The sequence below is a fragment of the Alcaligenes faecalis genome (genome assembly GCF_005311025.1).
In the GTDB taxonomy this organism is placed as follows: domain Bacteria; phylum Pseudomonadota; class Gammaproteobacteria; order Burkholderiales; family Burkholderiaceae_B; genus Alcaligenes; species Alcaligenes phenolicus.
Genome location: NZ_CP031747.1, coordinates 1,935,688 through 1,955,783, shown reverse-complemented (window position 1 = coordinate 1,955,783; position 20,096 = coordinate 1,935,688). Strand labels below are relative to the sequence as shown.

Below are 20,096 nucleotides of genomic sequence, written 5' to 3'. Positions count from 1 at the left end.
ATTAGGGACCTGCTCTCACAGGCCCCTTATCACCCGTCTGAACCGGGTGCAGTGTGGCAAGATCGCTGCACATGCGGGTTTGCGCAGAAATCAGGTCCACACAAGCGCTATTTGCCGCTGCGGTTCTGGCTCATTTGCCCCAGAATTTGCAGAGCTTCTTCGCCTTCCAGCAGTTTGGAAAACAGCTTGCGCTCGCGTTCCAGAACCTCCAGCAAAACTTCGCGCTGGGGTTCTCGTAGCAGACGCTTGCTGGTGCGCAAGGCAATGGGAGGCTGCTCGGACAACGCGTGGGCGCAGGCACGGGCGGCTTCCAGGCTATTGCCGTGGTCGGTCAGTTCAGTGAGCAGGCCGTCTTCCATGGCTTGCTCGGCACTGAAGGCTTGTGACAGCAGCAGCCATTCGTTGGCACGGCGTGGCCCCACGTACTGCGCCAGCAGGTGGCTGGAGGCGCCTTCCGGGCACAGGCCCAGTGCGGTGAAGGGCATGCGCAAACGCGCGTCACGGGCCGCGTACACAAAGTCCGCATGCAGCAGCAAGGTTACGCCAATACCCACCGCGTGACCTTCTACGGCCACGATCAGTGGGATGTCGGCCTGGACCAGACTGCGCAGGAATTTGATCGGTGGCGGCATGTCGCTATTGCGCACATTGGACAGCTCCGAGATGTCGTTGCCGGCACAGAAATGCTCGCCCGCGCCGGTCAGAATCAGGGCACGATATTTCTGGTTCTGATTGGCCTGGTCGATGATGTCGGCCAGCTCTTCGTACATGGGGCCAGTCAAGGCATTGCGTCGTTCCGGGCGGTCCAGAATGACTTCCAGCCAATGGCCTGCGTCATGAGTCCGTATCATGGCGTGCTCCTGTTCAGGCGAAGGGGGAGGCCAGCAGTGCAGCCTTGGCTTCCTGGTATTCGCGATGCAAACGGGCCACGATGTCGGCAGTAGATTCCACCGAGTCAATGCCACCAATGCCTTGACCAGCGCCCCAGATGTCGCGCCAGGCTTTGCTCATGCCCGAACCGAAGGCGGTGTCGGCATTTTTTTCGCTGTCCAGCTTGTCCGGGTCCAGGCCTGCCGCGCGGATGCTGTCCTTCAGGTAGTTGCCGGGAATGCCGGTAAACAGTGGGGTGTAGACGATATCGGCGGCACGACCCTTGACGATCATATTTTTGTAATCGTCCGAGGCATTGGCTTCGGTACTGGCAATGAAGCGCGTGCCGATGTAGGCCATGTCGGCCCCCATGGCTTGGGCCGCCAGAATGTCGCGACCCCGGCTCATGGCGCCGGACAGGGCAATCGGGCCATCAAAAATCTGACGGATTTCGTTAACCAGCACAAAGGGGCTCAAGGTACCGGCGTGACCGCCTGCACCGGCAGCCACCACGATCAGCCCATCCACACCGGCTTCCAGGGCTTTTTCAGCATGACGCAAGGTGGTCACGTCGTGAAAGACTTTGCCACCCCAGGCGTGCACATGCGGCACGATGTCTTGCGGGGCGCGCAGGCTGGTAATCACCAGTGGCACCTTGTGGTCGGCGCACACACGTAAATCCTGCTCCAGGCGGTCGTTGGATTGGTGGATGATGTGGTTGATGGCGTAGGGGGCGATGCGGCGCTCGGGATGGCGCTCGCGTAGTTCGGCCAGGGTGTCGTCGATTTCGTCCAGCCAATCCTTGAGCTTTTCCTGGGGGCGGGCGTTCAAGGCGGGGACGGAACCGATGATGCCGCTGGCGCATTGTGCAATCACCAGAGCGGGGTTCGAAACAATGAACATGGGCGCTGCCATTACAGGCAGGGTCATAGATTGATAAAGCTGCTGCGTTAATGCCGATGGCATAAGGTCGGTCTCCTGTTATCGAAAGAAGTGCCCTGCCTCTTGAAGGGGCGGGGTCCTGCAAGGAAGATCTGCCGCTGATAATCTATCGTCACCTATTCTAGGACGGTTTATCGTCGCCCGGCTTGGTGCGCTGCACAAATTCCTCCGGCCTCGAAAATGACCATGGTTTGAGCACTTTTTTCTGTCCGTAGACCGGACTAAGAAGACGTAGTGCACAATAAGCGACTTGAAGGATTTTTGTTTGCTATGACCACGACTGAACGAAAAGCGCCCTTGGCGGGATTGCGTGTTCTGGACTTGACGCGCGTGCTGGCCGGGCCCTGGTGTACTCAAAACCTGGCTGATCTGGGTGCGGAAGTCATCAAGGTCGAACGTCCCGGTGCCGGGGACGACACCCGAGGCTGGGGGCCGCCGTATCTGCAGGATGGTCACAGGGCGGACACGGAAGATGCGGCCTATTTTGGGGCTGCCAACCGTAATAAAGAGTCCATCATCCTGGATATAGGCACTGCACAAGGTGCTGAGGTGGTGCGTCAGCTGGTCAGTCGCTGCGATATTCTGGTGGAAAACTTCAAGGTCGGTGGCCTGAAAAAGTACGGACTGGACTATGAAAGCCTGCAAGCCATCAACCCGGCCCTGATTTATTGTTCGATTACCGGATTTGGGCAGACTGGCCCCTATGCAAGTCGTCCAGGATATGACTTCATGATCCAGGGGCTGGGTGGTTTGATGTCCCTGACAGGTGAGCCAGGTGGTGAACCGCAAAAAGCGGGTGTGGCTGTGGCCGATGTCATGACAGGCATGTACGCCACCGTGGCTGTGCTGGCAGCCGTGGTGGAGCGCCACCGTAGTGGCCTGGGTCAGCATCTGGATATTGCTCTGCTGGATTGTCAGGTGGCCATGATGGCCAACCAGAACATGAATTACTTGTGTACCGGACAGGCGCCACAGCGCCCCGGCAATGCACATCAGAATTTGGTGCCCTATCAGGTCTTTGAGGCCAGTGACGGGCATTTGATTGTGGCGGTGGGCAACGATGCCCAGTTTCGCAGTTTTGCGCGGGAGCTGGGTCACCCCGAGTGGGCGGATGATCCCCGTTTTGCGCGCAATGCCGGACGAGTCATGCATAGGGACGAGTTGGTGCCCATGCTGGCGCAGATCATGCGAAGCCGCAGGCGCGATAGCTGGTTGCAGACGCTGGAAGCCGTGGGTATTCCAGCCGGGCCCATCAATACGATGGAACAGGTTTATCAGGACCCGCAGGTGCTGGCGCGCGGCTTGCGCCTGGACTTGCCGACCGGGCAGGGGGGGAGCGTGCCTTCGGTAGCCAGTCCTTTACGTTTGTCGGCCACGCCGGTGCAGTATCGCAGTGCGCCCCCGCGTCTGGGAGAACATACCCGCGAGGTCCTGGCACGAGTGCTGGAGCTGTCGCCCGACGAAGTCGAGGCCTTGGTGTCCGGCTCCGCAGCACAGGCTTAATTTTTATTGCTTTTCGATCAGGTTGTGAATCATGAAACAGATACAAACCATCGCTATTGTTGGCGCAGGTGCTATGGGAAGGGGCATTGCCCAGATCGCTGCCCAGGCTGGCAAGCAGGTCTTGCTGTATGACCTGAATGCGGACTCGGTCAAGGCTGCTTTGGCGGATGTACACGCCGTCTGGAGTCGTTTGCAAGAAAAAGGCCGCATGACCGCTGAACAGGTGGACGCGGCCAAAGCGTGTCTGCAAACCGCCAGCGATCTGCAAGCTCTTGCCCCTGCCGATCTGGTTGTGGAAGCCATTGTGGAGCGTCTGGACGTCAAGCAAGGCTTGCTGCAACAGCTGGAAGAGATTGTGTCGGCCGACTGTGTGCTGGCCTCCAATACCTCTTCGCTGTCCATTACCGCCATTGCCCAAGCTTGCCGCCACCCCGAACGCGTGGCTGGCTATCACTTCTTCAACCCCGTACCGCTGATGAAAGTGGTCGAGGTTATCGACGGCCTGCGCACCTCGCCGGAAGTGGGCGATGCCTTGATGCAAGTGTCGCGCGATATGGGCCACACGCCGGTGCGCGCCAAGGATATGCCCGGCTTTATCGTGAACCACGCCGGTCGTGGCATGAACATCGAGGGCCTGAAAATCGCCCAGGAATGCGTGGCGCCTTTCTACCAGATCGACGTCATCATGCGCGAGCAGGCCGGTTTCCGCATGGGGCCCTTTGAACTGCTGGATCTGACCGCGCTGGATGTGTCCCATCCGGTCATGGAGTCCATTTACCGTCAGTTCTACGACGAGCCGCGCTTCCGTCCTTCGCCCATTACCGCCGTGCGTCACGCCGGTAAATTGTTTGGTCGCAAGAACGGAGAAGGCTTCTACAAGTATGAAGATGGCAAGAAACAGGTTCCTCAAGAGCCTGCTGTTCCCGCTGTCACCTCCTTTGCTCCTGTGTGGGTCTCGCCTTACCATGAGCAAGGTCAGGCTCGCGCGCTGCAATTGCTGAGCGAACTGGGCGTGAAAGTGGTGGAAGGCGACCAGCCACCTGCTGATGCGCTGATTCTGTTGACGCCTTACGGTGAAGACGTGGCGACTTTGGTGTCCTTGCATGGCCTGGACCCAGCTCGCACCGTCGCGCTGGATACCTTGTTCGGCTTGGAAAAAGGCCGCCGCCGCGTGCTGATGTGCTCGGCTGCGACCACACCAGAATGGCGCGATCAAGCCTGGGCCATGCTGGCCAGCGATGGTACGGCGGTTAGCGTGATCGAAGACTCTGCCGGTTTTGTGGCCCAGCGTTTAGTGGCGACCATCGTGAACATCGCTAGCGATATCGCTCAGCAGCAGATTGCTACCCCATCAGATATCGACGCCGCTGTGCGTCTGGGCCTGGGTTATCCGCACAATGGCCCGCTGTCCATGGGTGATGCCGTCGGCTCGCGTGATTTGCTGGATGTATTGAACACCCTGCAAGCTGTCACGGGCGATATGCGCTACCGCGCCAGCCCCTGGCTGCAACGCCGTGTCCAACTGGGTATGTCCTTGACGGCATTGGCTCAGTGCAAGGCGCAGTAAGGCCTGAGATTGCTCTCTTGGGCGCTTTATAGCGTGTTTTAGAGGTAGATCAGCCTACAAGCTTATGAGTCGGCCTAAGTCCGGGATGACACCGGACTCAGGCTTTTTTATTGGCAGCCTGAACCAGGTGCTCAATAAACGGATGCTTAGGCCGGGCTCAGGGCTCCAGGAGAGCAGACTATTACTTCTGTGTTTTGGTCGCGGGTATTTTCACCGAAGCCAGATCGGGATACAGCTCGATCAGTTCGGGCAGCAGCGCATCCTCGCTGAGCGGGATGATGAAAATCGTCTTGCCATCTACGCTGGCTAAAGTGGGGTAACTAAGCTCAAAGGTCTTGCCGTCCTTTTTGAAAGTACGACTGTAGTTCAGTACGGCGTAGTCGCGTCCTGTGCTGGTTCTGCCGAACTGTGCAGTATCCACGTCGTAGTGGCCAGACAGAATCTGTACGGGTTGATGTTCATCCATAGAGCGGCCTACCCGGATCAGTTCGGCAATGGTCTCCGCATGGTCCTTGCCCATTGCTTTTGCAATTTTCTGAATTTTGCGCGGCGACTGAAATTGCAGAATTGTTTCCAGGTCTCTGGCCATGGTGGCTTGTAGCAGCGTGTGCATAGCCTGCTCCAGGCTATCTCGATTCAGGATGCTAGTAGCCTGCGCTGTGCTCGGTGTGGCTGCCGTTGTCGACGCATTGGCGAAGGCCTGAGCCGAAGGAAAAATTAAAGCGGCAAGGGCTGACAAGACGCCCGTCACGGCCAGACGGGCAGCGGAAGTAATACGTGTCATGGTAAGTATCCGCAGCTGTTTGATAGCTGCAGGGTGCAGTGATCCGAGGGCTAGATTGTAGGGGGCAGCTTCTGCATCAGTCACCTGCAAACCGTTTCAGGCAATAAAAAAGCCCGATGAATATTCATCGGGCTTTTTGTATTCGCAGGCTCTGTTCGGTGCCAGAACCTTGTCGCAGTCTTACTTGGCGGCGTTAACCATGTGCTGGATGGCAGCACGGATTTCGTCGTCGGAGGCTTGCGAGCCACCGCGTGGAGGCATGGCGCCTACACCGTGAATGGCTTTTTGAACCATAGTGTCCATACCGGATTCGATATATGGCTTCCAGGCCGCTTGATCGCCGAACTTGGGCGCGCCAGCAACACCGGCTGCGTGACAGGCAAAACAGATGGTGTCGTACAGCTTGATACCGGCCGGGTCGACCTTGTTGTCATCAGCAGCAGCGGTTTGAGTTGCTTTGGGGGCTTCTGCAGCAGGAGCTTCTTCAGCAGGCTTGGTATCGGCAGCTGCGGTAGCTTCAGGCTTGGCGTCAGCTTCTTCACCTTCTGGTGCGGGAGCGTCGGGTTCCTTGAAGTCAGCGCCAGCAGCGTTAGCCATGTAAGCAACGGCACGAGCCACTTCGATGTCGTCCAGCGAAGGGTTACCACCCTTGGCAGGCATGGCGCGGATACCGTGAATAGCGTTCTTGACCAGTTCGTCCTGACCCAGCTTGATCAGCTCGCCCCAGGCGCCCTTGTCGCCAAATTTAGGCGCACCGGCTACACCGGCGCCGTGACAGGCGGTACAGGTGGTTTCGTAGACTTGCTGACCAGTCTTCAGTTCTTTGACGGCATTGGCGTCAACCAGTTTGAAACCGGCAACAGGCTGAATGCGGGCTGCAATGGCTTCAGGGGAAAGGGCGGCGGAGCCAGCACCTGCACCCATGGTGGAGGTAACCAGGCTGACCAGCATGACAATAATCGCGATGGGCACCAAGAAAGCCAGAGCCACGGTCACAAGCAATTGTTTAGGGGTTTTGATCATGGCTGAGTGACCCTCGTTGTGTTCTTCGGGTTTTTGTTCCGTGTTGCTCATTATCGGATCCTGCGAGTTCGTACAAGAAATGACGGGAGGGCCTTTAAAGGCCACCAATAAAGGCTTGCGCCTACCTAATGGGTGTGCGCAAGGACGTGTCTACCAAGCCACCGACCCAGATCGCGCAACCATGGATTATAGCGGAGTGTGTCGCTCTTGTATCTGACTCTTGATTTAGCGCACTCATAATTGCCGGATAGATGCTGAAAAAAACTCCAAACTCGCGCTACAATAGCGAGCTTGGCGTCCGTAGTTCAATGGATAGAATTAGGGTTTCCGAAGCCCTCGATACAGGTTCGATTCCTGTCGGACGCGCCAGAACTTCTTGTTTATACGGCTCTTTAGGGCTGCTTTTCAAGATCTGGTTTGAATTTCCAGTTATAAAGTGTCGCGATGCAAGCAGCCAAAGGCTGCTTTTTTTGTGTCTGTTGTTTGTCAAAACACGGCCTCATGCGCGGCTCAGGTGAAGTGGGCTAATTATTGATCCTGATCATTTGGCCTGGGACGAAATTGCGTATTTGCCTGCGTTGACAGGCGAGCTTGCGCTTGGGAGTTTGGCCGGGACGACGATCAGGCGTATAGGCGATGTCTGGACAGGCAGTGCCTGGAGTCTTGAACTTGTGGCCGTCGCTACAACCAGATGTGCTGCCATCGCAGTCTATGCAAGACAAAAGGGGCCGAAGCCCCTTTTGCTTTTTCCTGAGCAGCTTTCTGGTTTTTAAATAGCTTCGGCACAAATCACATAGTCGTGGCCATGACGCAGACCACCCAAGGTCTGGCTCAAGGCCAGAGCTTGCTTGCGCAAGGCTTGGACATGCTCGGACAAGGCCATGGCCAGGTTGCGGTCCTTCAGACGGCGCAAGCGCCCGTCACACATATCCAGTTGACCGTGGATAAAGCTATCGCCGTAACGAATGCCAAAGCGCTGCGCATCCACACAGCGATAGCCGGACTGTCGCAGGTGGCGCAGGACCCAGTCCATCGGGTACTCGCGATACGGGCGCTCGCCTGCCAGTAGCAGGCAGGCATCACGCAAACGGCCTATTTCCACAATCAATTTGCCCGCCGGGTCCGTGCTGCTATAGGGCACGTAGGGCTCCAGACCAATAATGTAGAGACGCTGGCCGGTAAGCGGCCGCAGGCGGCTGAACAACTGGTCCTGGGTGTAGGGGGCAAAGCCGTCTATGGCACCCAGTAGATAATCGGCCAGAACCGTATCAAAGCGTTCGCCCTGCAAAAATTCAGGGTCACTCCAGTTGCCCACCAGCAGACGGTCCTCGGGGCGTTTTTGATCGCCCAGCTCACGGGTGACTTGTTCAGCCATGCTGGGAGAGGCGGTAATGGCCGTCCAGCGTTCTGTGTCCAGCGTCAGCAACCAGCGCAGCGAACCCTTGCCGGTGCCCGCATCCAGAAAGTTGCCCCAAGGGCGCTCGCCCTGCATGTCGGCCACGATCTGGTAGAGGCGGCTACCCGTGTGTATGGCGGTCTTGCTCAAAATTCCACCTGTATCCCGGCCAGGATGTTGCGTCCCATCAGCGGGGCCTGACGGGCAATAAAGGAGGTATGGCGGTAAGCCAACTTGTTCAGCAAGTTGTTTCCTCTCAGGTACAGGGTGTAGGTGTTCTGATCCATATGCAGGCGGTAGCTTAAACCCATGCTGAGCAAACCGTAAGACGGCGAACGCTCTTCATGTTCAGCCAGTCGGTCCTGGGCAAAGGTGTGGGTGTAGCCGACAAAGCCGGACCAGTTCTGCCAGTTCAGATCCGTGCGAATACCCAGGCGGGCAGCGGGCATGCGGGGCAGGTTGCGGCCAGGATCTTGCAGTTTACCGCGCACCAGATCGCCGTACACGCTGACCGAGGCCCAGGATGTGACGGGGTAAGAGGCTTCTGCTTCCAGGCCCCAGAATTGAGCCTTGTCCTGGCTGTATTGGATCAGCTGAAAGTCTTCGTGACGGTCCAGGCTGCGGCCATAAATGTAGTTCGAGCTACGGGTGTAGAAGGTACGTAGATCAAAGCGCAGATCGCCCAGGTGTTTTTGTAGCCCCAGGTCCACCGTATGGCTGGTCTCACGATCCAGGTTCGGATCGCCACGCTCATAGCTCAGCGTGGCAAAGTGCACGCCTTTGGCAAACAGTTCCTGAGCCGTGGGCAGACGCTGAGAGCGGGACACGGACAGGCTGGCGGCGTATTCGGGTGCGAAGTCCCAGACCGTACCTAAAGAGAAGGAGGTCGCCGTGCCTTTGCGGCGTTCCAGGGTTTGCGAGTCGGGCGTGACGGTTTGCCATTCCTGACGTGCGCCCAGTTCCAGACGCCAGTCGTCCCAGTTCACGCTTTCCAGAAGGAACAGGCCCTGGCTGCGAGTACGGGTGGGCGGAATGAAGTTTTCAGCACCGTCGCGGGACGCAAAATCAGACTGGCTGGTTTGCAGGCCGATGACCCCTTCAAACGGCCCCCAAGGGTTGTGTTCCAGCTCCAGGCGCGTGTCGTAACCGCGATTGGTGAAGCGGGTGCCATCAATATCGCCATCTTTTTCAACGTGCTGGTAGTTGGTCGCACCAGCGCGCAGGCGAGCCCGTTTGAAGCCGGGCAGAGGGTCTCGCAGTTCGCCACGGATATCGAAACGCTGAGTACGCAGGTGAGCGGTGGCCGAGTGTTCGTGCTCATGACCGTGGTCGTGGCTGTGCCCATGATCGTGGTCATGGCCGTGATCGTGACTGTGGCCGCCACAATGCAGAGTGGCACCGTGCGGGTGGCAGTCCTCGTATTCGTGGCTGTGACCGGGCAGACCGTAGCTGCCTTCACGGTAGGAGTAGGCCGCGCCTATATAGCCACGGTCCCCAATAAAGGAGAGGCCAACGCTGCCTGTGTCCGTGCTGGAGTCGGAGTCCTTGACGCGTCCATCGGTCCAATTGGGGACGCGATAGTCGCGGCTGCGGTGCGAGGCACCTTCTACGTGCAAGGCGATGTTGCCTTCACCGGCTGTCATTTCCACTGCACCGATCCTGCCACGATCAGCCGTGGAACCCTGGGCGCGTACCGAGCCTTCAAAACCCTTTTCGGGAATGGCCGTGGGGATTTTGCGATCCAGCACGTTGACCACGCCACCAATGGCGCCGCCCCCGTAAAGCAGGGCCGAGGGGCCGCGCAGCACTTCAATGCGATCCGCTTGCCAGGTGTCGACTGTGATGGTGTGGTCGGGCGAGATGGCCGACGCGTCCATGACCTCTGCGCCATCGCTCAGAACTTTGACGCGAGGTGCGGTTTGGCCGCGAATGACGGGGCGGCTGGCACCGCTACCAAAGCTGTCTACATGGATGCCGACTTCACCGTCCAGCAATTCACCCAAGGTGCTGCTGCGGCGCAAATCCAGTTTGGGGCCTTGCAGGACCGTGCTGGCGGTGGCCAGCTCGGTTTGTCGCAAGGCCAGGGGGCTGGCAGAGATTCGGATAGGGGCCAGTTCAGGGACAGCTTCTTCAATTTCATTGGCTTGGGCAGAGGCGCACAAAAGCAGAGCCAGGGCTAGTGGCAGGGGGCGGGGTTGGAAACGCATCTCATCTTCCGGTTCGTTAATTTTCGAGATGTTATAACATAACAATAATTTTCTGGTTTAGTAAAAAAACTATGTCAGCTCCAGGGGTCTTGACCACGCTGGCACAGCGGCCTGCCCATCAAAAAATTGAGAATCTTGAAATAGACGCCTGAAAATCGTCTGTCTGTTTTGGTGTTTCGGAGTAAAAATCCGACATGCTATTTGATCTTCCCGACTTCCAGACCCTGTACACAGCCTTGCTGACCCGAGATGAACGCTATGACGGTCAAGCCTTCGTCTGCGTGTCTTCCACGGGGGTGTTTTGTCGTCTGACTTGTCCGGCCAGAAAGCCCAAGGCCGAAAATTGCATCTTTCATGCCACTATTGGCGAATGCATCCAGGCCGGTTTTCGACCTTGCAAGCGATGCCATCCGCTGCAAGCTGCGGCTTTGGAAGACCCCACAATCACCGCTTTGCTGCGAGAGCTGGACGCCAAGCCGGGCCTGAGATGGTCGGAAGGACATCTGGAGCGTATGGGTTATGACCTGTCTACGGTGCGCCGCAGCTTCAAACGGCACTTTGGCATGACCTTTCTGGAAATGGCCAGGCAGCGTCGTCTGCGCGAGGGTTTCGAGACTTTGGCTATGGGTGGCAATGTGATTGCCGCGCAGCATCAAGCCAGCTTTGAGTCTGCCAGTGCGTTTCGGGCTGCCTTTGCCCGCTTGCTCGGCTGTGCGCCTGCTGCCTTGCGGACGGGTGGCTTGCTTCGGGCTAGCTGGATACCCACGCCTTTGGGAGATATGGTTGTGGTCAGTAGCCAAAGCCATTTGCATCTGCTGGAGTTCGTAGATCGAAAAGGCTTGCCCGTTGAACTCAAACGTTTGCAGGCTTCGATCAAGGATGGCATTGGTATTGGCGTGATGCCGCCTTCAGAGCAGGCGGCTGCCGAGTTGGCGGATTATTTTGCCGCACGATCGGATTGCTTTAAGACGCCCCTGGCTTTGACCAGTGGCAGTGCCTTTACGCAAGAGGTCTGGCGCATATTGCAAAGCATCCCGGCTGGAGAAACACGCAGCTATTCCGATATTGCTCGCCAGATAGGGCGGCCAAGTGCTGTGCGTGCGGTGGCGCGGGCGAATGGGGCGAATCAGATTGCCTTGATGATTCCGTGCCATCGTGTGATCGGCGCTGATGGTTCCTTGACCGGCTATGGGGGCGGACTGTGGCGTAAACAGCGTTTGATCGAGATTGAGCGGGAACTCAAGAGAGTAAAGCAGTAACAGCCCAACAGAGCAGAGGCAAAAATGGGGTGTTCAGATCAAACAGGCTGTTCTTGTGTGTTGGTACAGGATGCCAAGCCAGGATCCATAAATAACAAAGGCCCAATGAACAAGCCCCAAAAATCCGGATTTTATCCAGATGTTTGGGGAGGCTCAGAACAGCGGGTTGCTTAAGCTACGTTAGCTGTTTTCCACTTCAGGCGGAATCAGATTGCGTTCGTAGCGATGGACGTAGTCCTCAAAGGACTCCTGATCCTGCGCTTCGATATCAATCTGGGCTTGCAGAGAATCTTTGGCCTGTTGCTCGAAAGCGGCTTGCTTGTCGGCAGGTAATGGATGGGCCAGCAAGGTCTGGTGATGCTCGCGGCTGCGTTGCAAGGCGTAGTCGTGAAAGCTTAAACCGGTTTCGCGCAAACGGCTTAGCAGTTGAGCCGACGGTGTCAGTTCCGGGTTTTCCAGTTTGCGGATTTGGGCTTGCACAGCTTCTGTGTGACCTTGGGTATCCAGGGCCTGATCCAGCATTTGCGCGTAAGGCAGCAGCGATTCCAGAATTTCGTGGCCCCAGTCTTGCAGGCTGACGCTCTCTTTTTGCTGATTGGTCAGCATCAAGCCGGGGCGACGGCCTTCGCGCACGACGGTTGCAAAATTGTTCTTGCTGTCCTGACAGTAGCCGCCGTCCGGGAAGAAGGGGCTGTCTTGCACGGCACAGAACAGCAGGAACGTATCCAGGAAGCGGCAGGTTTGCTCGGAAATTCCAGTAGGCGATTCAGGGTCTATATCCAGACAACGAACTTCGATGTATTCCACACCGCGCTGGGCCAGGGCTGTAGCCGGGCGCTCGCTGCGCTGGGTGGTGCGCTTGGGACGAATGCTGGAGTAGTACTCGTTTTCAATCTGCAGGATATGGGTGTTGAGTTGAATCCACTCGCCATCGCGGTGGGTACCCAGTTTTTCGTAATCCGGCCAAGGAGTTACGGCAGCGTGATACATGCGCATCACAAAGGTGTCCAGGTCGTTGTAGCAAAGCTGGAGCTCGGCCTGGGCTTCCTTGTTGTGATAGCCCAGATCGCTCATGCGCAAGCTGGTTGCCCAGGGCATGGTCAAGGTGTTGTCGTCGATCTTGTCCAGATTGTTGCGGCGACCTTGCAGGAAGTTCGCATCCAGCACGGGCGAGGCACCAAACAAGTACATCAGCAGCCAGGAATAGCGCGTGAAGTTGCGGATCAGCGCCAAATACCCATTGGAGCGCTGATCTTGCAGATTGTCGCCACAGACATTCAACAAGGGCCAGATGCCATCAGGCAGGGAAAAGTTGTAATGCACGCCGGCTATGCATTGCATGGGCTTGCCATAACGTTCGGCCAGACCACGGCGGTATACATGCTTGAGCATGCCCGTGTTGGACTTGCCGTACCAGGCAATGGCAATGTCTTTTTCGGCGGGCAGCAATGCGGGCATGGACTGGTTCCAGATAATCTCCTGGTCCAGCTTGCCAGCCACAAAGGTGTGGATGTCGGTCAGCTCCTGCAGCACGTCCTCGACCCGGGCTTGCGGCTCGGTAATCAGCTCCAGCAGGGCCTCGGCGTAGTCGGTCGTGATATGGCCGTTGGTCAGGGCCGACCCAATGGCTTGCGGGTGGGGGGTGTTTGCCAATTGGCCCAGCGCATCGACGCGCAGTCCTTCTTTTTCGATGCCGCGCAAGATTCCCGTCAAAATCTCGGGATTCTGTTGCAGGGCAAGGCGGCGTTCGTGGCTGGTGTTCATGGTGGTGTTTCCCACTTTCGAAATCGGGTGCAAGATACGGGACTGTTCAAGGGGGCCTGGCCCCGTCTATAAATAGTAGTCCGACCAGACTTGCTTTGTTAAGTTGCGCCAAAAGGCGTATCGGGCAGGGCGAGTATAAGACGGCTGTTTAGCCAGCCGATGAAAAGCATGAAACGGGATATGGGATTAGCACCATGATGATCAGGCGCATTACCGCGGTACTGGCGGCTTTCTTGATGTTGGCAGCCTGCAGCCCAGAGTTTAACTGGCGCAAGGTTCAGCTTGAACAAACGGGCCTGTCGGCCATGCTGCCCGGCAAGCCCACGACCAGTCACCGATTGTTGGATTTCGAGCAGCATCAACTGGATTTTTACCTGACCACCGCCACGGCGGGCGGGCAAAGCTATACCGTGGGCCATGTGATTTTGCCCAAGGAACTGCAGCAGGACCAGGCCGCTCGCCAACGCTTGTACGAGGCACTGCACGATTCCCTGCGCGAGAAATTCATACCCGATGGGCAAGTCAGCGAGAAAAACCAGATACAGTTGCCACCACCCGGACAGATTTTCTTCATGACGCGCGATGTGGGCGGTGTGGCCTTGCGCCTGGAAGCGATGATACGCATGGAGCCGGGCTGGCTGGTGCAGGGCTTTGTTATGACGGATTCCGGGAAGGCCCCGGACGCGGCTCAGGCAAAGGTTTTCTTTGACGGCTTAGCTCGCTAGCCGGGTCGCCGCTGATCAGGTGCTGCTGCAAGGCCAGGGTAATGGCAGCTTGGCGGCTATAGACTCCAAGCTTGGCGTAGGCGTTCTGGAAGTGGAAGTTGATCGTGCGTTCAGTAATGCCCAGGATGATGCTGATTTCCCAGCTGGTCTTGCCATGGGCAGCCCAGTTCAGGCAGGACTGCTCGCGTGAAGTTAAGTGCGTCACGGTAAAGCCATTCCTCATGCATTCGTGGTAGACGTCGGGCCAATGTACTCAAATTTAGCTTAGCTGGCAGACAAATGTGCATGAAAATAATGATGTAAATCAAAGCATTGTCTTTTCTATGACGTTACCGTTGCCCAGAGTTCTGAATCGATCCTGGCTGGTCGATTTGGACGCCGCGCCGCAGCGATGCTAGAATTTTGTCTTATACGTTTTGCGCCGATTTGCCTGATCCGCTTGCGGGCGCTCCATAAATCCAGCTAAAGAGGTCCTGATGGCCACTGATTCCGTCCCTAGCGCCGACACTGGCGCCCTTAGCCCATCCTGCGGTTTGATCCCCGAAGGTTCTGTGGGCCCTGTACATGCCGAACTAATCGCCTTTGACGAACCCCTGCATCTGCGCAGCGGGCAAGTGCTGCCCAGCTACGAGCTGGCGGTCGAAACCTACGGCACCCTGAACGAAGAGCGCAACAATGCGGTATTGGTGTGTCATGCACTCAATGCCTCGCATCACGTTGCCGGTTATTACGACGACGATCCTAAAAGCACTGGCTGGTGGGACAATATGGTCGGCCCCGGCAAAGCCGTTGATACGGATCGTTTTTTTGTCATCGGGGTCAACAATATCGGCTCCTGCTTTGGTTCTACCGGCCCGTCCAGCATCAATCCGGCTACTGGCAAACCTTGGGGCTCCGAGTTTCCCGTTTTGACGGTAGAAGACTGGGTGCGTGCCCAAGCCCGTCTGGCCGACTACTTTGGCATTCGCAAGTTTGCGGCCGTTATGGGTGGCTCCCTGGGTGGCATGCAGGCCCTGAGCTGGGCCATCAGCTGCCCGGAGCGCGTGGAAAACTGCGTGGTCATTGCCAGTACCCCGCGCCTGTCGGCCCAGAACATCGCTTTTAACGAAGTGGCCCGCAGCGCCATTTTGTCCGACCCGCAGTTTCACGGTGGTAATTACTACGAACATGGGGTGGTGCCCAAGGCTGGCCTGGGTGTTGCTCGCATGGTAGGCCACATCACCTACCTGTCCGACACCGTCATGGCCGAGAAGTTTGGCCGCAACCAGCGTGCCCCGGCCCAAGGCGGTGAGTACCACTACAACTACGGCGTGGAATTCGAGGTCGAGTCCTATCTGCGTTATCAGGGCGAAAAGTTCTCGCGTTACTTTGACGCCAATACCTATCTGATCATCACCCGTGCGCTGGATTACTTTGATCCTTCGCGCCAGCACCAGGGGGACCTGGTCAAGGCGCTTGAAAAGGTGCAGGCCAAATTCCTGCTGGTGTCTTTCACCACGGATTGGCGTTTCTCGCCCGAGCGCTCGCGCGAAATCGTGCAGGCTTTGTTGCGCAACCAGCGCGAGGTCACTTACGCCGAAATTGATGCTCCACACGGGCACGACGCTTTCTTGTTGGAAGACCCCCGTTACCATGCCGTTGTGCAGGGATACTATGACCAGATTGCCGCTAATTTGGGCTTGCCTGCGCGCACCCGTACTACAGGGGTGTTGGCAGAATGACTAAGCCGCAAACTCAGGTGGATGCCGCCATGTTAAGACCGGACTTGCTGCGCATTGCGCAGTGGATTGAGCCAGGTTCGCGTGTGCTGGATCTGGGCTGTAACGATGGCACCTTGTTGGCGCATCTGCGTGACACGCGCCAGGTTGTCGGAACGGGGGTGGAGCTGAACGATCAGTTTGTGATTGCTTCGGTACGCCGTGGCGTCAATGTCATTCAGCAGGACTTGGAAAAAGGCCTGGCGCTGTTCAGCGACCAGCAGTTCGATACCGTTGTCCTGTCCAAGACACTGCAATCCATGCACCATACCGAGCACATCCTGCGCGAGATGGCGCGGGTGGCACGGTATGGTATCGTCTCGTTTCCTAACTTCGGTTATTGGCCGCATGGCTGGAGCATTTTGCGCGGGCGCATGCCAGTCACGGGCGAAATGCCTTACCAGTGGTACAACACGCCCAACATCCATTTGTGCACCATGAAAGACTTTCAGGATCTGGCCCAGGCGGTGGGCGTACGTATTCTTGATCGTGCTGCCTTCAATGGTCGCGACACGGTGCGTTTTTTGCCGGGCTGGCGCAGTACCCTGGCCATGTATCGTTTCGAGTCCCCCCATTTTCTTGCTGCTTAGCGCTAATAAGGCCTGACGTGTCACGTGTCTATACCAGTCCCCGAGTCTTGCCTTTGCTGATTCTGGGGTTCGCCAGCGGCCTGCCTCTGGCCCTGGTTTCAGGCACCTTGCAGGCCTGGGCAACCGTTGAAAATGTTTCACTGACCGAGATTGGTTTTCTGACCCTGGTCGGCTCGGCCTACACGCTGAAGTTTCTCTGGGCTCCCCTGATTGATCGCTACGCGCCGCCGTTCATGGGGCGCAGGCGCGGCTGGATCCTGGTCACTCAACTGCTGCTGGCCGCCTCCATTGCGGCCATGGGCCTGTTTTCTCCCTCGGTGAATTTGACCGCACTGGCCTTGCTGGCCGTGTGGGTGGCCTTCTTGTCGGCCACGCAGGACATAGCCTTCGATGCTTATTGCACGGACGTGCTGCAAGCACATGAGCGAGCGGCGGGGGCGGCGGTCAAAGTCATGGGCTATCGCATTGCCATGATTGTGTCCGGCGGCCTGGCCCTGATTCTGGCGGACCGCTGGCTGGGCTGGTCCAACACGTATTTTCTGATGGGTGCCTTCATGGCGCTGTGCGCGCTGGTGACCCTGATTTCACCCGACCCACAGGAACAAAGCCGTCCACCACGCAGTTTGTCAGAAGCCGTGATCGCGCCTTTGGCCGATTTTTTCTCGCGTCCAGGTGCCTGGAGTGTTCTGGCGCTGATTGTGCTCTACAAGCTGGGTGATGCTTTTGCAGGTGCCTTGTCCACCACTTTTCTGATTCGTGCAGCCGGCTTTACCTTGTCCGAGGTCGGCACTATCAATAAGGTGTTTGGTCTGGCTGCTACGGTCGTCGGAGCCTTGATGGGTGGGGCGATCATGGCCCGTCTGGGGCTATACCGGGCCTTGATGATTTTTGGTATTTTGCAGGCCGTCTCCAACCTGGGCTATTGGCTGATCGCGATTGAAACCGCGCCATCCATGTGGCTGATGGGGATTGTGGTCGGTCTGGAAAACCTGTGTGGTGGCCTGGGCACAGCGGCTTTTGTCGCTTTGCTGATGGCTTTGTGTAATCGGACCTATTCCGCCACTCAATTTGCGCTGCTGTCGGCCCTGTCGGCAGTGGGGCGTACCTATCTGGCCGGGCCTCTGACGCCTGTGCTGGTCGAATCCCTGGGTTGGCCAGGCTTTTTTATTTGTACCGTCTTTATTGCTGTGCCTGGCTTGCTGATGCTGCGTTGTTATCGGGGTCTTATTCAACAGCTTGATGCGTAAAAAATATCATGCTCTTACTTGTTCTCTACATTATCGCCATCACTGCAGAGGCCATGACCGCAGCGCTGGCCGCGGGCCGTCGTGACATGGATTGGGTGGGGGTCTGTACCATCGCCTGTGTCACCGCTCTGGGCGGTGGCTCGGTGCGGGATGTGCTTTTAGGGCATTACCCGCTGACTTGGGTACAGCATCCTGAATACCTCTGGATCACGGCAGGGGCGGCCATTCTTACGGCTTTGATCGCTCCGATCATGCGGCGTTTGCACAGCCTGTTCCTGCTGCTCGATGCCATGGGACTGGTGGTCTTTACCGTGATTGGCTGTCAGATCGCGCTGGAAATGAAGCTGCCCATTACGGTGGTGCTGCTAAGCGGCATGATTACCGGTTGTGCCGGTGGCGTCTTGCGCGACATCTTGTGTAATGACATCCCCTTGCTGCTACGCAAGGAGATGTATGCCAGCGTATCCATGCTGACCGGCGCTTTGTATCTGGGTGCCCAGCATCTGGACTGGCACCCGTATGTGACCCTGCTGGGTCCCATGATTATCGGCTTGAGTTTCCGTATGCTGGCTCTGCACCGCAATTGGCAGATGCCCCGCTTCGTCTATCGAGACGAGTGGCGCTAGAGCCAGCCTGTCTTGCCGGGTCAGGCCACGCCTAACCAGCGCAGGACTATAGGAACAAAAGGAACCAGCACGGCAGTCATGATCCCGTTCAGGCTCAGGCCAATGGCGGAAAATGCCCCAATCGTTTCGTGAACCTGCAAGGCACGTGCCGTACCAATGGCATGTGCCGTTACACCCACCGCAAAGCCCCGAGCCTCGGGGCGATCAATGCGCAGCAAGTTCAACAGCGGGCGCGCCATGATCGTGCCCGCAATCCCGGTAATGGCAACCGCTACAGCAGCCAAGGAAGGCTGACCGTCAAATTGTTCTGCCAAGGCCATGGCAATCGGCATGGTGGCCGAGCGTGGGGCAACCGACATGATGGTTTCAATTGATCCGCCCAAAGCCCAGGCAATCAGGACCGTGCTGAAAATAGCGGTAACCGAGCCAATGATCAGGGCAATGGTCAGCGGCTTCCAGATCTTGCGCAGCTGACGCAGTTGACTGTAGAGCGGTACAGCCAGGGCGACGGTTGCTGGTCCAATCAGGAAGTGAATGAACTTGGCCCCTTCAAAGTAAACGGGGTAAGGCGTGCGGGTCAGCAAGAGCAGGGCTACAATCACAACGACCGAGACCAGAATCGGCAACAAAAAGGGGCTACTTCCCGACTGGCGGTACATCCAGACCGAGCCTGCGTAGACCGAGCAGGTCAAGGTCAGCCACAGCAGGGGCGAGCTGGATAAAAAGACCCAGATTTGAAAAAGTCCGTCCGTCATTATTCTTCTTCCTGACGATTCTTAAGCAGACGATTGAGCACCAGGGCTGTGACCACCATGGTGATGACGGTGCCGCCCAGGGTGGCGATCAAAAAGGGCTGCCATTCCTCGGCTACCCGATCAAAATACAACATCACGCCCGTGACAGCGGGGATGAACAGCAGCATCAGGTTCTGCAGCATGACACTGGCCGTGCTCTCCAAAGAGCTGGGCACGCCGCCTCGAATCAGCAAGGCGGCAGTCAGAAGCAGCATGCCGGCCAAAGGGCCTGGCAATGGCAAGGACAAGGTCTGCACCAGGATCTCGCCTAATAGCTGAAAGGCGAATAGGGCAGTAATCGCGTAGATCATGAGAGTTTCCGTAAAGGCACGAAAACGCCAGGCGGCAAGCCTGGCGTGGGTAAAGGGTCTGGCTAAGGGTGTTAGTGTGCCATACAAGATAGCCAGGCTGTAAGCGGGCTGCTTATATCGAATTACCTATAGTAAGTGGCCTGCATCAATGCTTGGCGGGGCTGTTTTGCGCACCCATCCAGGCCTGAACCTCGATTTCCACATCTACACCACCCGCCAGTTTGGCTTGTACCAGAGAGCGGGCCGGGAAGTTGCTGCCCAGGCGTTCTTTATAGATTTTGTTGAATTGCTCGTACAAGGCAATATCGGATAAATAGACCGTGGCTTTGACGACATGGCTGAAGTCGGCACCTGCCAGCTTCAGGGTCTCTTCAATCCGGTCCAGCGTGGCATTGGTTTGATCTTCAATGCTGCCGCGTATGATTTCGCCTTTTTCATTCAGCGGGATTTGTCCCGACAGGAATAGAAAGTCCCCGGCCTGCACGGCGCGGGAAAAAGGCATGTCCGAGTCGCCCAGATAGCGTTTGATCGCAGTCGGTTCTGCGGTTTTGCCCGTGTTGGCGGCATAGGCGAGGTTGCTGGCGCCAAGACCTAAGGCAGAACAAGCCAGCAAAATGTGACGGGCCGAAGCAAAAAAACGCATCAGGATTCTCCTTGGACTAGGGGAATTCAGTGTGCCATAGCCAGGGCCAGGCAGCGTTAATTTGTGTGACGGCCCGTCGGCCTTAAGG

The 20,096-nt window shown here is 57.3% G+C and carries 19 protein-coding genes, 1 tRNA gene and 1 riboswitch; of the genes, 9 read left to right on the top strand and 11 right to left on the bottom strand.

Annotated elements, in window-relative coordinates:
- Window positions 1–107 precede the first annotated feature (107 nt).
- Both D0C27_RS08940 and D0C27_RS08935 read right to left on the bottom strand, forming a co-directional pair.
- A complete protein-coding gene (locus D0C27_RS08940; RefSeq protein ID WP_083054302.1) occupies window positions 108–851 on the bottom strand; it encodes an enoyl-CoA hydratase/isomerase family protein in 744 nt (247 codons plus the stop codon).
- Window positions 852–864: 13 nt separating this feature from the next.
- Complete coding sequence (locus D0C27_RS08935) at window positions 865–1,836, bottom strand: NAD(P)H-dependent flavin oxidoreductase (RefSeq protein ID WP_009462684.1); 972 nt, start codon at window positions 1,834–1,836, stop codon at window positions 865–867.
- Window positions 1,837–2,082: 246 nt separating this feature from the next.
- Between D0C27_RS08935 and D0C27_RS08930 the strand changes: the two genes are divergently transcribed.
- Both D0C27_RS08930 and D0C27_RS08925 read left to right on the top strand, forming a co-directional pair.
- Window positions 2,083–3,315 (top strand): CaiB/BaiF CoA transferase family protein, encoded by a 1,233-nt coding sequence (locus D0C27_RS08930; RefSeq protein ID WP_137430802.1) that lies wholly within the window; start codon window positions 2,083–2,085, stop codon window positions 3,313–3,315.
- Window positions 3,316–3,346: 31 nt separating this feature from the next.
- The gene (locus D0C27_RS08925; RefSeq protein WP_137430801.1) at window positions 3,347–4,882 is read left to right on the top strand and encodes a 3-hydroxyacyl-CoA dehydrogenase; all 1,536 of its coding nucleotides are present in this window, start codon (window positions 3,347–3,349) and stop codon (window positions 4,880–4,882) included.
- Between the two features lie 181 nt (window positions 4,883–5,063).
- On the opposite strand, the gene D0C27_RS08920 is transcribed toward D0C27_RS08925, so the two are convergent.
- Window positions 5,064–5,666, bottom strand: coding sequence for a hypothetical protein (locus D0C27_RS08920; RefSeq protein WP_137430800.1), 603 nt, complete (start codon window positions 5,664–5,666; stop codon window positions 5,064–5,066).
- A gap of 180 nt (window positions 5,667–5,846) precedes the next feature.
- Window positions 5,847–6,740 carry a c-type cytochrome gene (locus D0C27_RS08915; RefSeq protein WP_035269225.1) on the bottom strand — a complete coding sequence of 298 codons (894 nt, stop codon included), beginning with the start codon at window positions 6,738–6,740 and terminating at the stop codon, window positions 5,847–5,849.
- A 243-nt stretch (window positions 6,741–6,983) separates the two neighbouring features.
- On the opposite strand from D0C27_RS08915, the gene D0C27_RS08910 reads away from it, so the two are divergent.
- A tRNA-Arg gene (locus D0C27_RS08910) sits at window positions 6,984–7,058 on the top strand.
- A 400-nt stretch (window positions 7,059–7,458) separates the two neighbouring features.
- On the opposite strand, the gene D0C27_RS08905 is transcribed toward D0C27_RS08910, so the two are convergent.
- Window positions 7,459–8,235: a class I SAM-dependent methyltransferase gene (locus D0C27_RS08905; protein WP_137430799.1), complete on the bottom strand. Its 777-nt coding sequence runs from the start codon at window positions 8,233–8,235 to the stop codon at window positions 7,459–7,461.
- Window positions 8,232–10,292, bottom strand: coding sequence for a TonB-dependent receptor domain-containing protein (locus D0C27_RS08900; RefSeq protein ID WP_137430798.1), 2,061 nt, complete (start codon window positions 10,290–10,292; stop codon window positions 8,232–8,234). The genes D0C27_RS08905 and D0C27_RS08900 overlap by 4 nt, the downstream gene beginning before the upstream one ends.
- Before the next feature lie 194 nt (window positions 10,293–10,486).
- On the opposite strand from D0C27_RS08900, the gene D0C27_RS19610 reads away from it, so the two are divergent.
- Window positions 10,487–11,551, top strand: coding sequence for a bifunctional transcriptional activator/DNA repair enzyme AdaA (locus tag D0C27_RS19610; RefSeq protein WP_060186159.1), 1,065 nt, complete (start codon window positions 10,487–10,489; stop codon window positions 11,549–11,551).
- A gap of 180 nt (window positions 11,552–11,731) precedes the next feature.
- On the opposite strand, the gene gshA is transcribed toward D0C27_RS19610, so the two are convergent.
- Window positions 11,732–13,315 (bottom strand): glutamate--cysteine ligase, encoded by a 1,584-nt coding sequence (gene gshA / locus D0C27_RS08890; RefSeq protein WP_137430797.1) that lies wholly within the window; start codon window positions 13,313–13,315, stop codon window positions 11,732–11,734.
- 194 nt (window positions 13,316–13,509) lie between these two features.
- Between gshA and D0C27_RS08885 the strand changes: the two genes are divergently transcribed.
- Window positions 13,510–14,040 (top strand): hypothetical protein, encoded by a 531-nt coding sequence (locus D0C27_RS08885; protein ID WP_009462668.1) that lies wholly within the window; start codon window positions 13,510–13,512, stop codon window positions 14,038–14,040.
- On the opposite strand, the gene D0C27_RS19605 is transcribed toward D0C27_RS08885, so the two are convergent.
- Window positions 13,970–14,245: a response regulator transcription factor gene (locus D0C27_RS19605; protein WP_009462666.1), complete on the bottom strand. Its 276-nt coding sequence runs from the start codon at window positions 14,243–14,245 to the stop codon at window positions 13,970–13,972. The two genes, D0C27_RS08885 and D0C27_RS19605, sit on opposite strands and share 71 nt — an antisense overlap.
- Window positions 14,246–14,448: 203 nt before the next feature.
- A riboswitch (SAM riboswitch) is annotated at window positions 14,449–14,527 on the top strand.
- Between D0C27_RS19605 and metX the strand changes: the two genes are divergently transcribed.
- From metX to D0C27_RS08860, 4 genes are all read left to right on the top strand, one after another.
- Window positions 14,517–15,761, top strand: a complete 1,245-nt coding sequence (gene metX / locus D0C27_RS08875) for a homoserine O-succinyltransferase MetX (protein ID WP_035269235.1) — start codon at window positions 14,517–14,519, stop codon at window positions 15,759–15,761. Its footprint overlaps the riboswitch before it by 11 nt.
- Complete coding sequence (gene metW / locus D0C27_RS08870; protein ID WP_009462662.1) at window positions 15,758–16,387, top strand: methionine biosynthesis protein MetW; 630 nt, start codon at window positions 15,758–15,760, stop codon at window positions 16,385–16,387. The genes metX and metW overlap by 4 nt, the downstream gene beginning before the upstream one ends.
- Before the next feature lie 17 nt (window positions 16,388–16,404).
- Window positions 16,405–17,634: a muropeptide transporter gene (locus D0C27_RS08865; RefSeq protein WP_080655531.1), complete on the top strand. Its 1,230-nt coding sequence runs from the start codon at window positions 16,405–16,407 to the stop codon at window positions 17,632–17,634.
- 8 nt (window positions 17,635–17,642) lie between these two features.
- On the top strand, window positions 17,643–18,260 hold the full coding sequence (locus tag D0C27_RS08860) for a trimeric intracellular cation channel family protein (RefSeq protein WP_009462658.1): 618 nt from the start codon (window positions 17,643–17,645) through the stop codon (window positions 18,258–18,260).
- A 20-nt stretch (window positions 18,261–18,280) separates the two neighbouring features.
- Here the strand turns inward: D0C27_RS08860 and D0C27_RS08855 are convergent, their stop codons facing one another.
- The 3 genes from D0C27_RS08855 to D0C27_RS08845 all read right to left on the bottom strand — a co-directional run bounded on the left by D0C27_RS08855 (window position 18,281) and on the right by D0C27_RS08845 (window position 20,008).
- Window positions 18,281–19,015, bottom strand: a complete 735-nt coding sequence (locus D0C27_RS08855) for an LrgB family protein (RefSeq protein ID WP_021447054.1) — start codon at window positions 19,013–19,015, stop codon at window positions 18,281–18,283.
- Window positions 19,015–19,365 (bottom strand): CidA/LrgA family protein, encoded by a 351-nt coding sequence (locus D0C27_RS08850; RefSeq protein WP_009462654.1) that lies wholly within the window; start codon window positions 19,363–19,365, stop codon window positions 19,015–19,017. The genes D0C27_RS08855 and D0C27_RS08850 overlap by 1 nt, the downstream gene beginning before the upstream one ends.
- 145 nt (window positions 19,366–19,510) lie before the next feature.
- Complete coding sequence (locus D0C27_RS08845) at window positions 19,511–20,008, bottom strand: RidA family protein (protein ID WP_115635281.1); 498 nt, start codon at window positions 20,006–20,008, stop codon at window positions 19,511–19,513.
- Window positions 20,009–20,096: the final 88 nt, after the last annotated feature.

What these genes read in the sequence shown, in the direction of transcription:
- D0C27_RS08940 (WP_083054302.1), bottom strand. Translation starts at nt 851, where the DNA reads ATGATACGGACTCATGACGCAGGCCATTGGCTGGAAGTCATTCTGGAC.
- D0C27_RS08935 (WP_009462684.1), bottom strand. Translation starts at nt 1,836, where the DNA reads ATGCCATCGGCATTAACGCAGCAGCTTTATCAATCTATGACCCTGCCT.
- D0C27_RS08930 (WP_137430802.1), top strand. Translation starts at nt 2,083, where the DNA reads ATGACCACGACTGAACGAAAAGCGCCCTTGGCGGGATTGCGTGTTCTG.
- D0C27_RS08925 (WP_137430801.1), top strand. Translation starts at nt 3,347, where the DNA reads ATGAAACAGATACAAACCATCGCTATTGTTGGCGCAGGTGCTATGGGA.
- D0C27_RS08920 (WP_137430800.1), bottom strand. Translation starts at nt 5,666, where the DNA reads ATGACACGTATTACTTCCGCTGCCCGTCTGGCCGTGACGGGCGTCTTG.
- D0C27_RS08915 (WP_035269225.1), bottom strand. Translation starts at nt 6,740, where the DNA reads ATGAGCAACACGGAACAAAAACCCGAAGAACACAACGAGGGTCACTCA.
- D0C27_RS08900 (WP_137430798.1), bottom strand. Translation starts at nt 10,292, where the DNA reads ATGCGTTTCCAACCCCGCCCCCTGCCACTAGCCCTGGCTCTGCTTTTG.
- D0C27_RS19610 (WP_060186159.1), top strand. Translation starts at nt 10,487, where the DNA reads ATGCTATTTGATCTTCCCGACTTCCAGACCCTGTACACAGCCTTGCTG.
- gshA (WP_137430797.1), bottom strand. Translation starts at nt 13,315, where the DNA reads ATGAACACCAGCCACGAACGCCGCCTTGCCCTGCAACAGAATCCCGAG.
- D0C27_RS08885 (WP_009462668.1), top strand. Translation starts at nt 13,510, where the DNA reads ATGATGATCAGGCGCATTACCGCGGTACTGGCGGCTTTCTTGATGTTG.
- metX (WP_035269235.1), top strand. Translation starts at nt 14,517, where the DNA reads ATGGCCACTGATTCCGTCCCTAGCGCCGACACTGGCGCCCTTAGCCCA.
- metW (WP_009462662.1), top strand. Translation starts at nt 15,758, where the DNA reads ATGACTAAGCCGCAAACTCAGGTGGATGCCGCCATGTTAAGACCGGAC.
- D0C27_RS08860 (WP_009462658.1), top strand. Translation starts at nt 17,643, where the DNA reads ATGCTCTTACTTGTTCTCTACATTATCGCCATCACTGCAGAGGCCATG.
- D0C27_RS08855 (WP_021447054.1), bottom strand. Translation starts at nt 19,015, where the DNA reads ATGACGGACGGACTTTTTCAAATCTGGGTCTTTTTATCCAGCTCGCCC.
- D0C27_RS08850 (WP_009462654.1), bottom strand. Translation starts at nt 19,365, where the DNA reads ATGATCTACGCGATTACTGCCCTATTCGCCTTTCAGCTATTAGGCGAG.
- D0C27_RS08845 (WP_115635281.1), bottom strand. Translation starts at nt 20,008, where the DNA reads ATGCGTTTTTTTGCTTCGGCCCGTCACATTTTGCTGGCTTGTTCTGCC.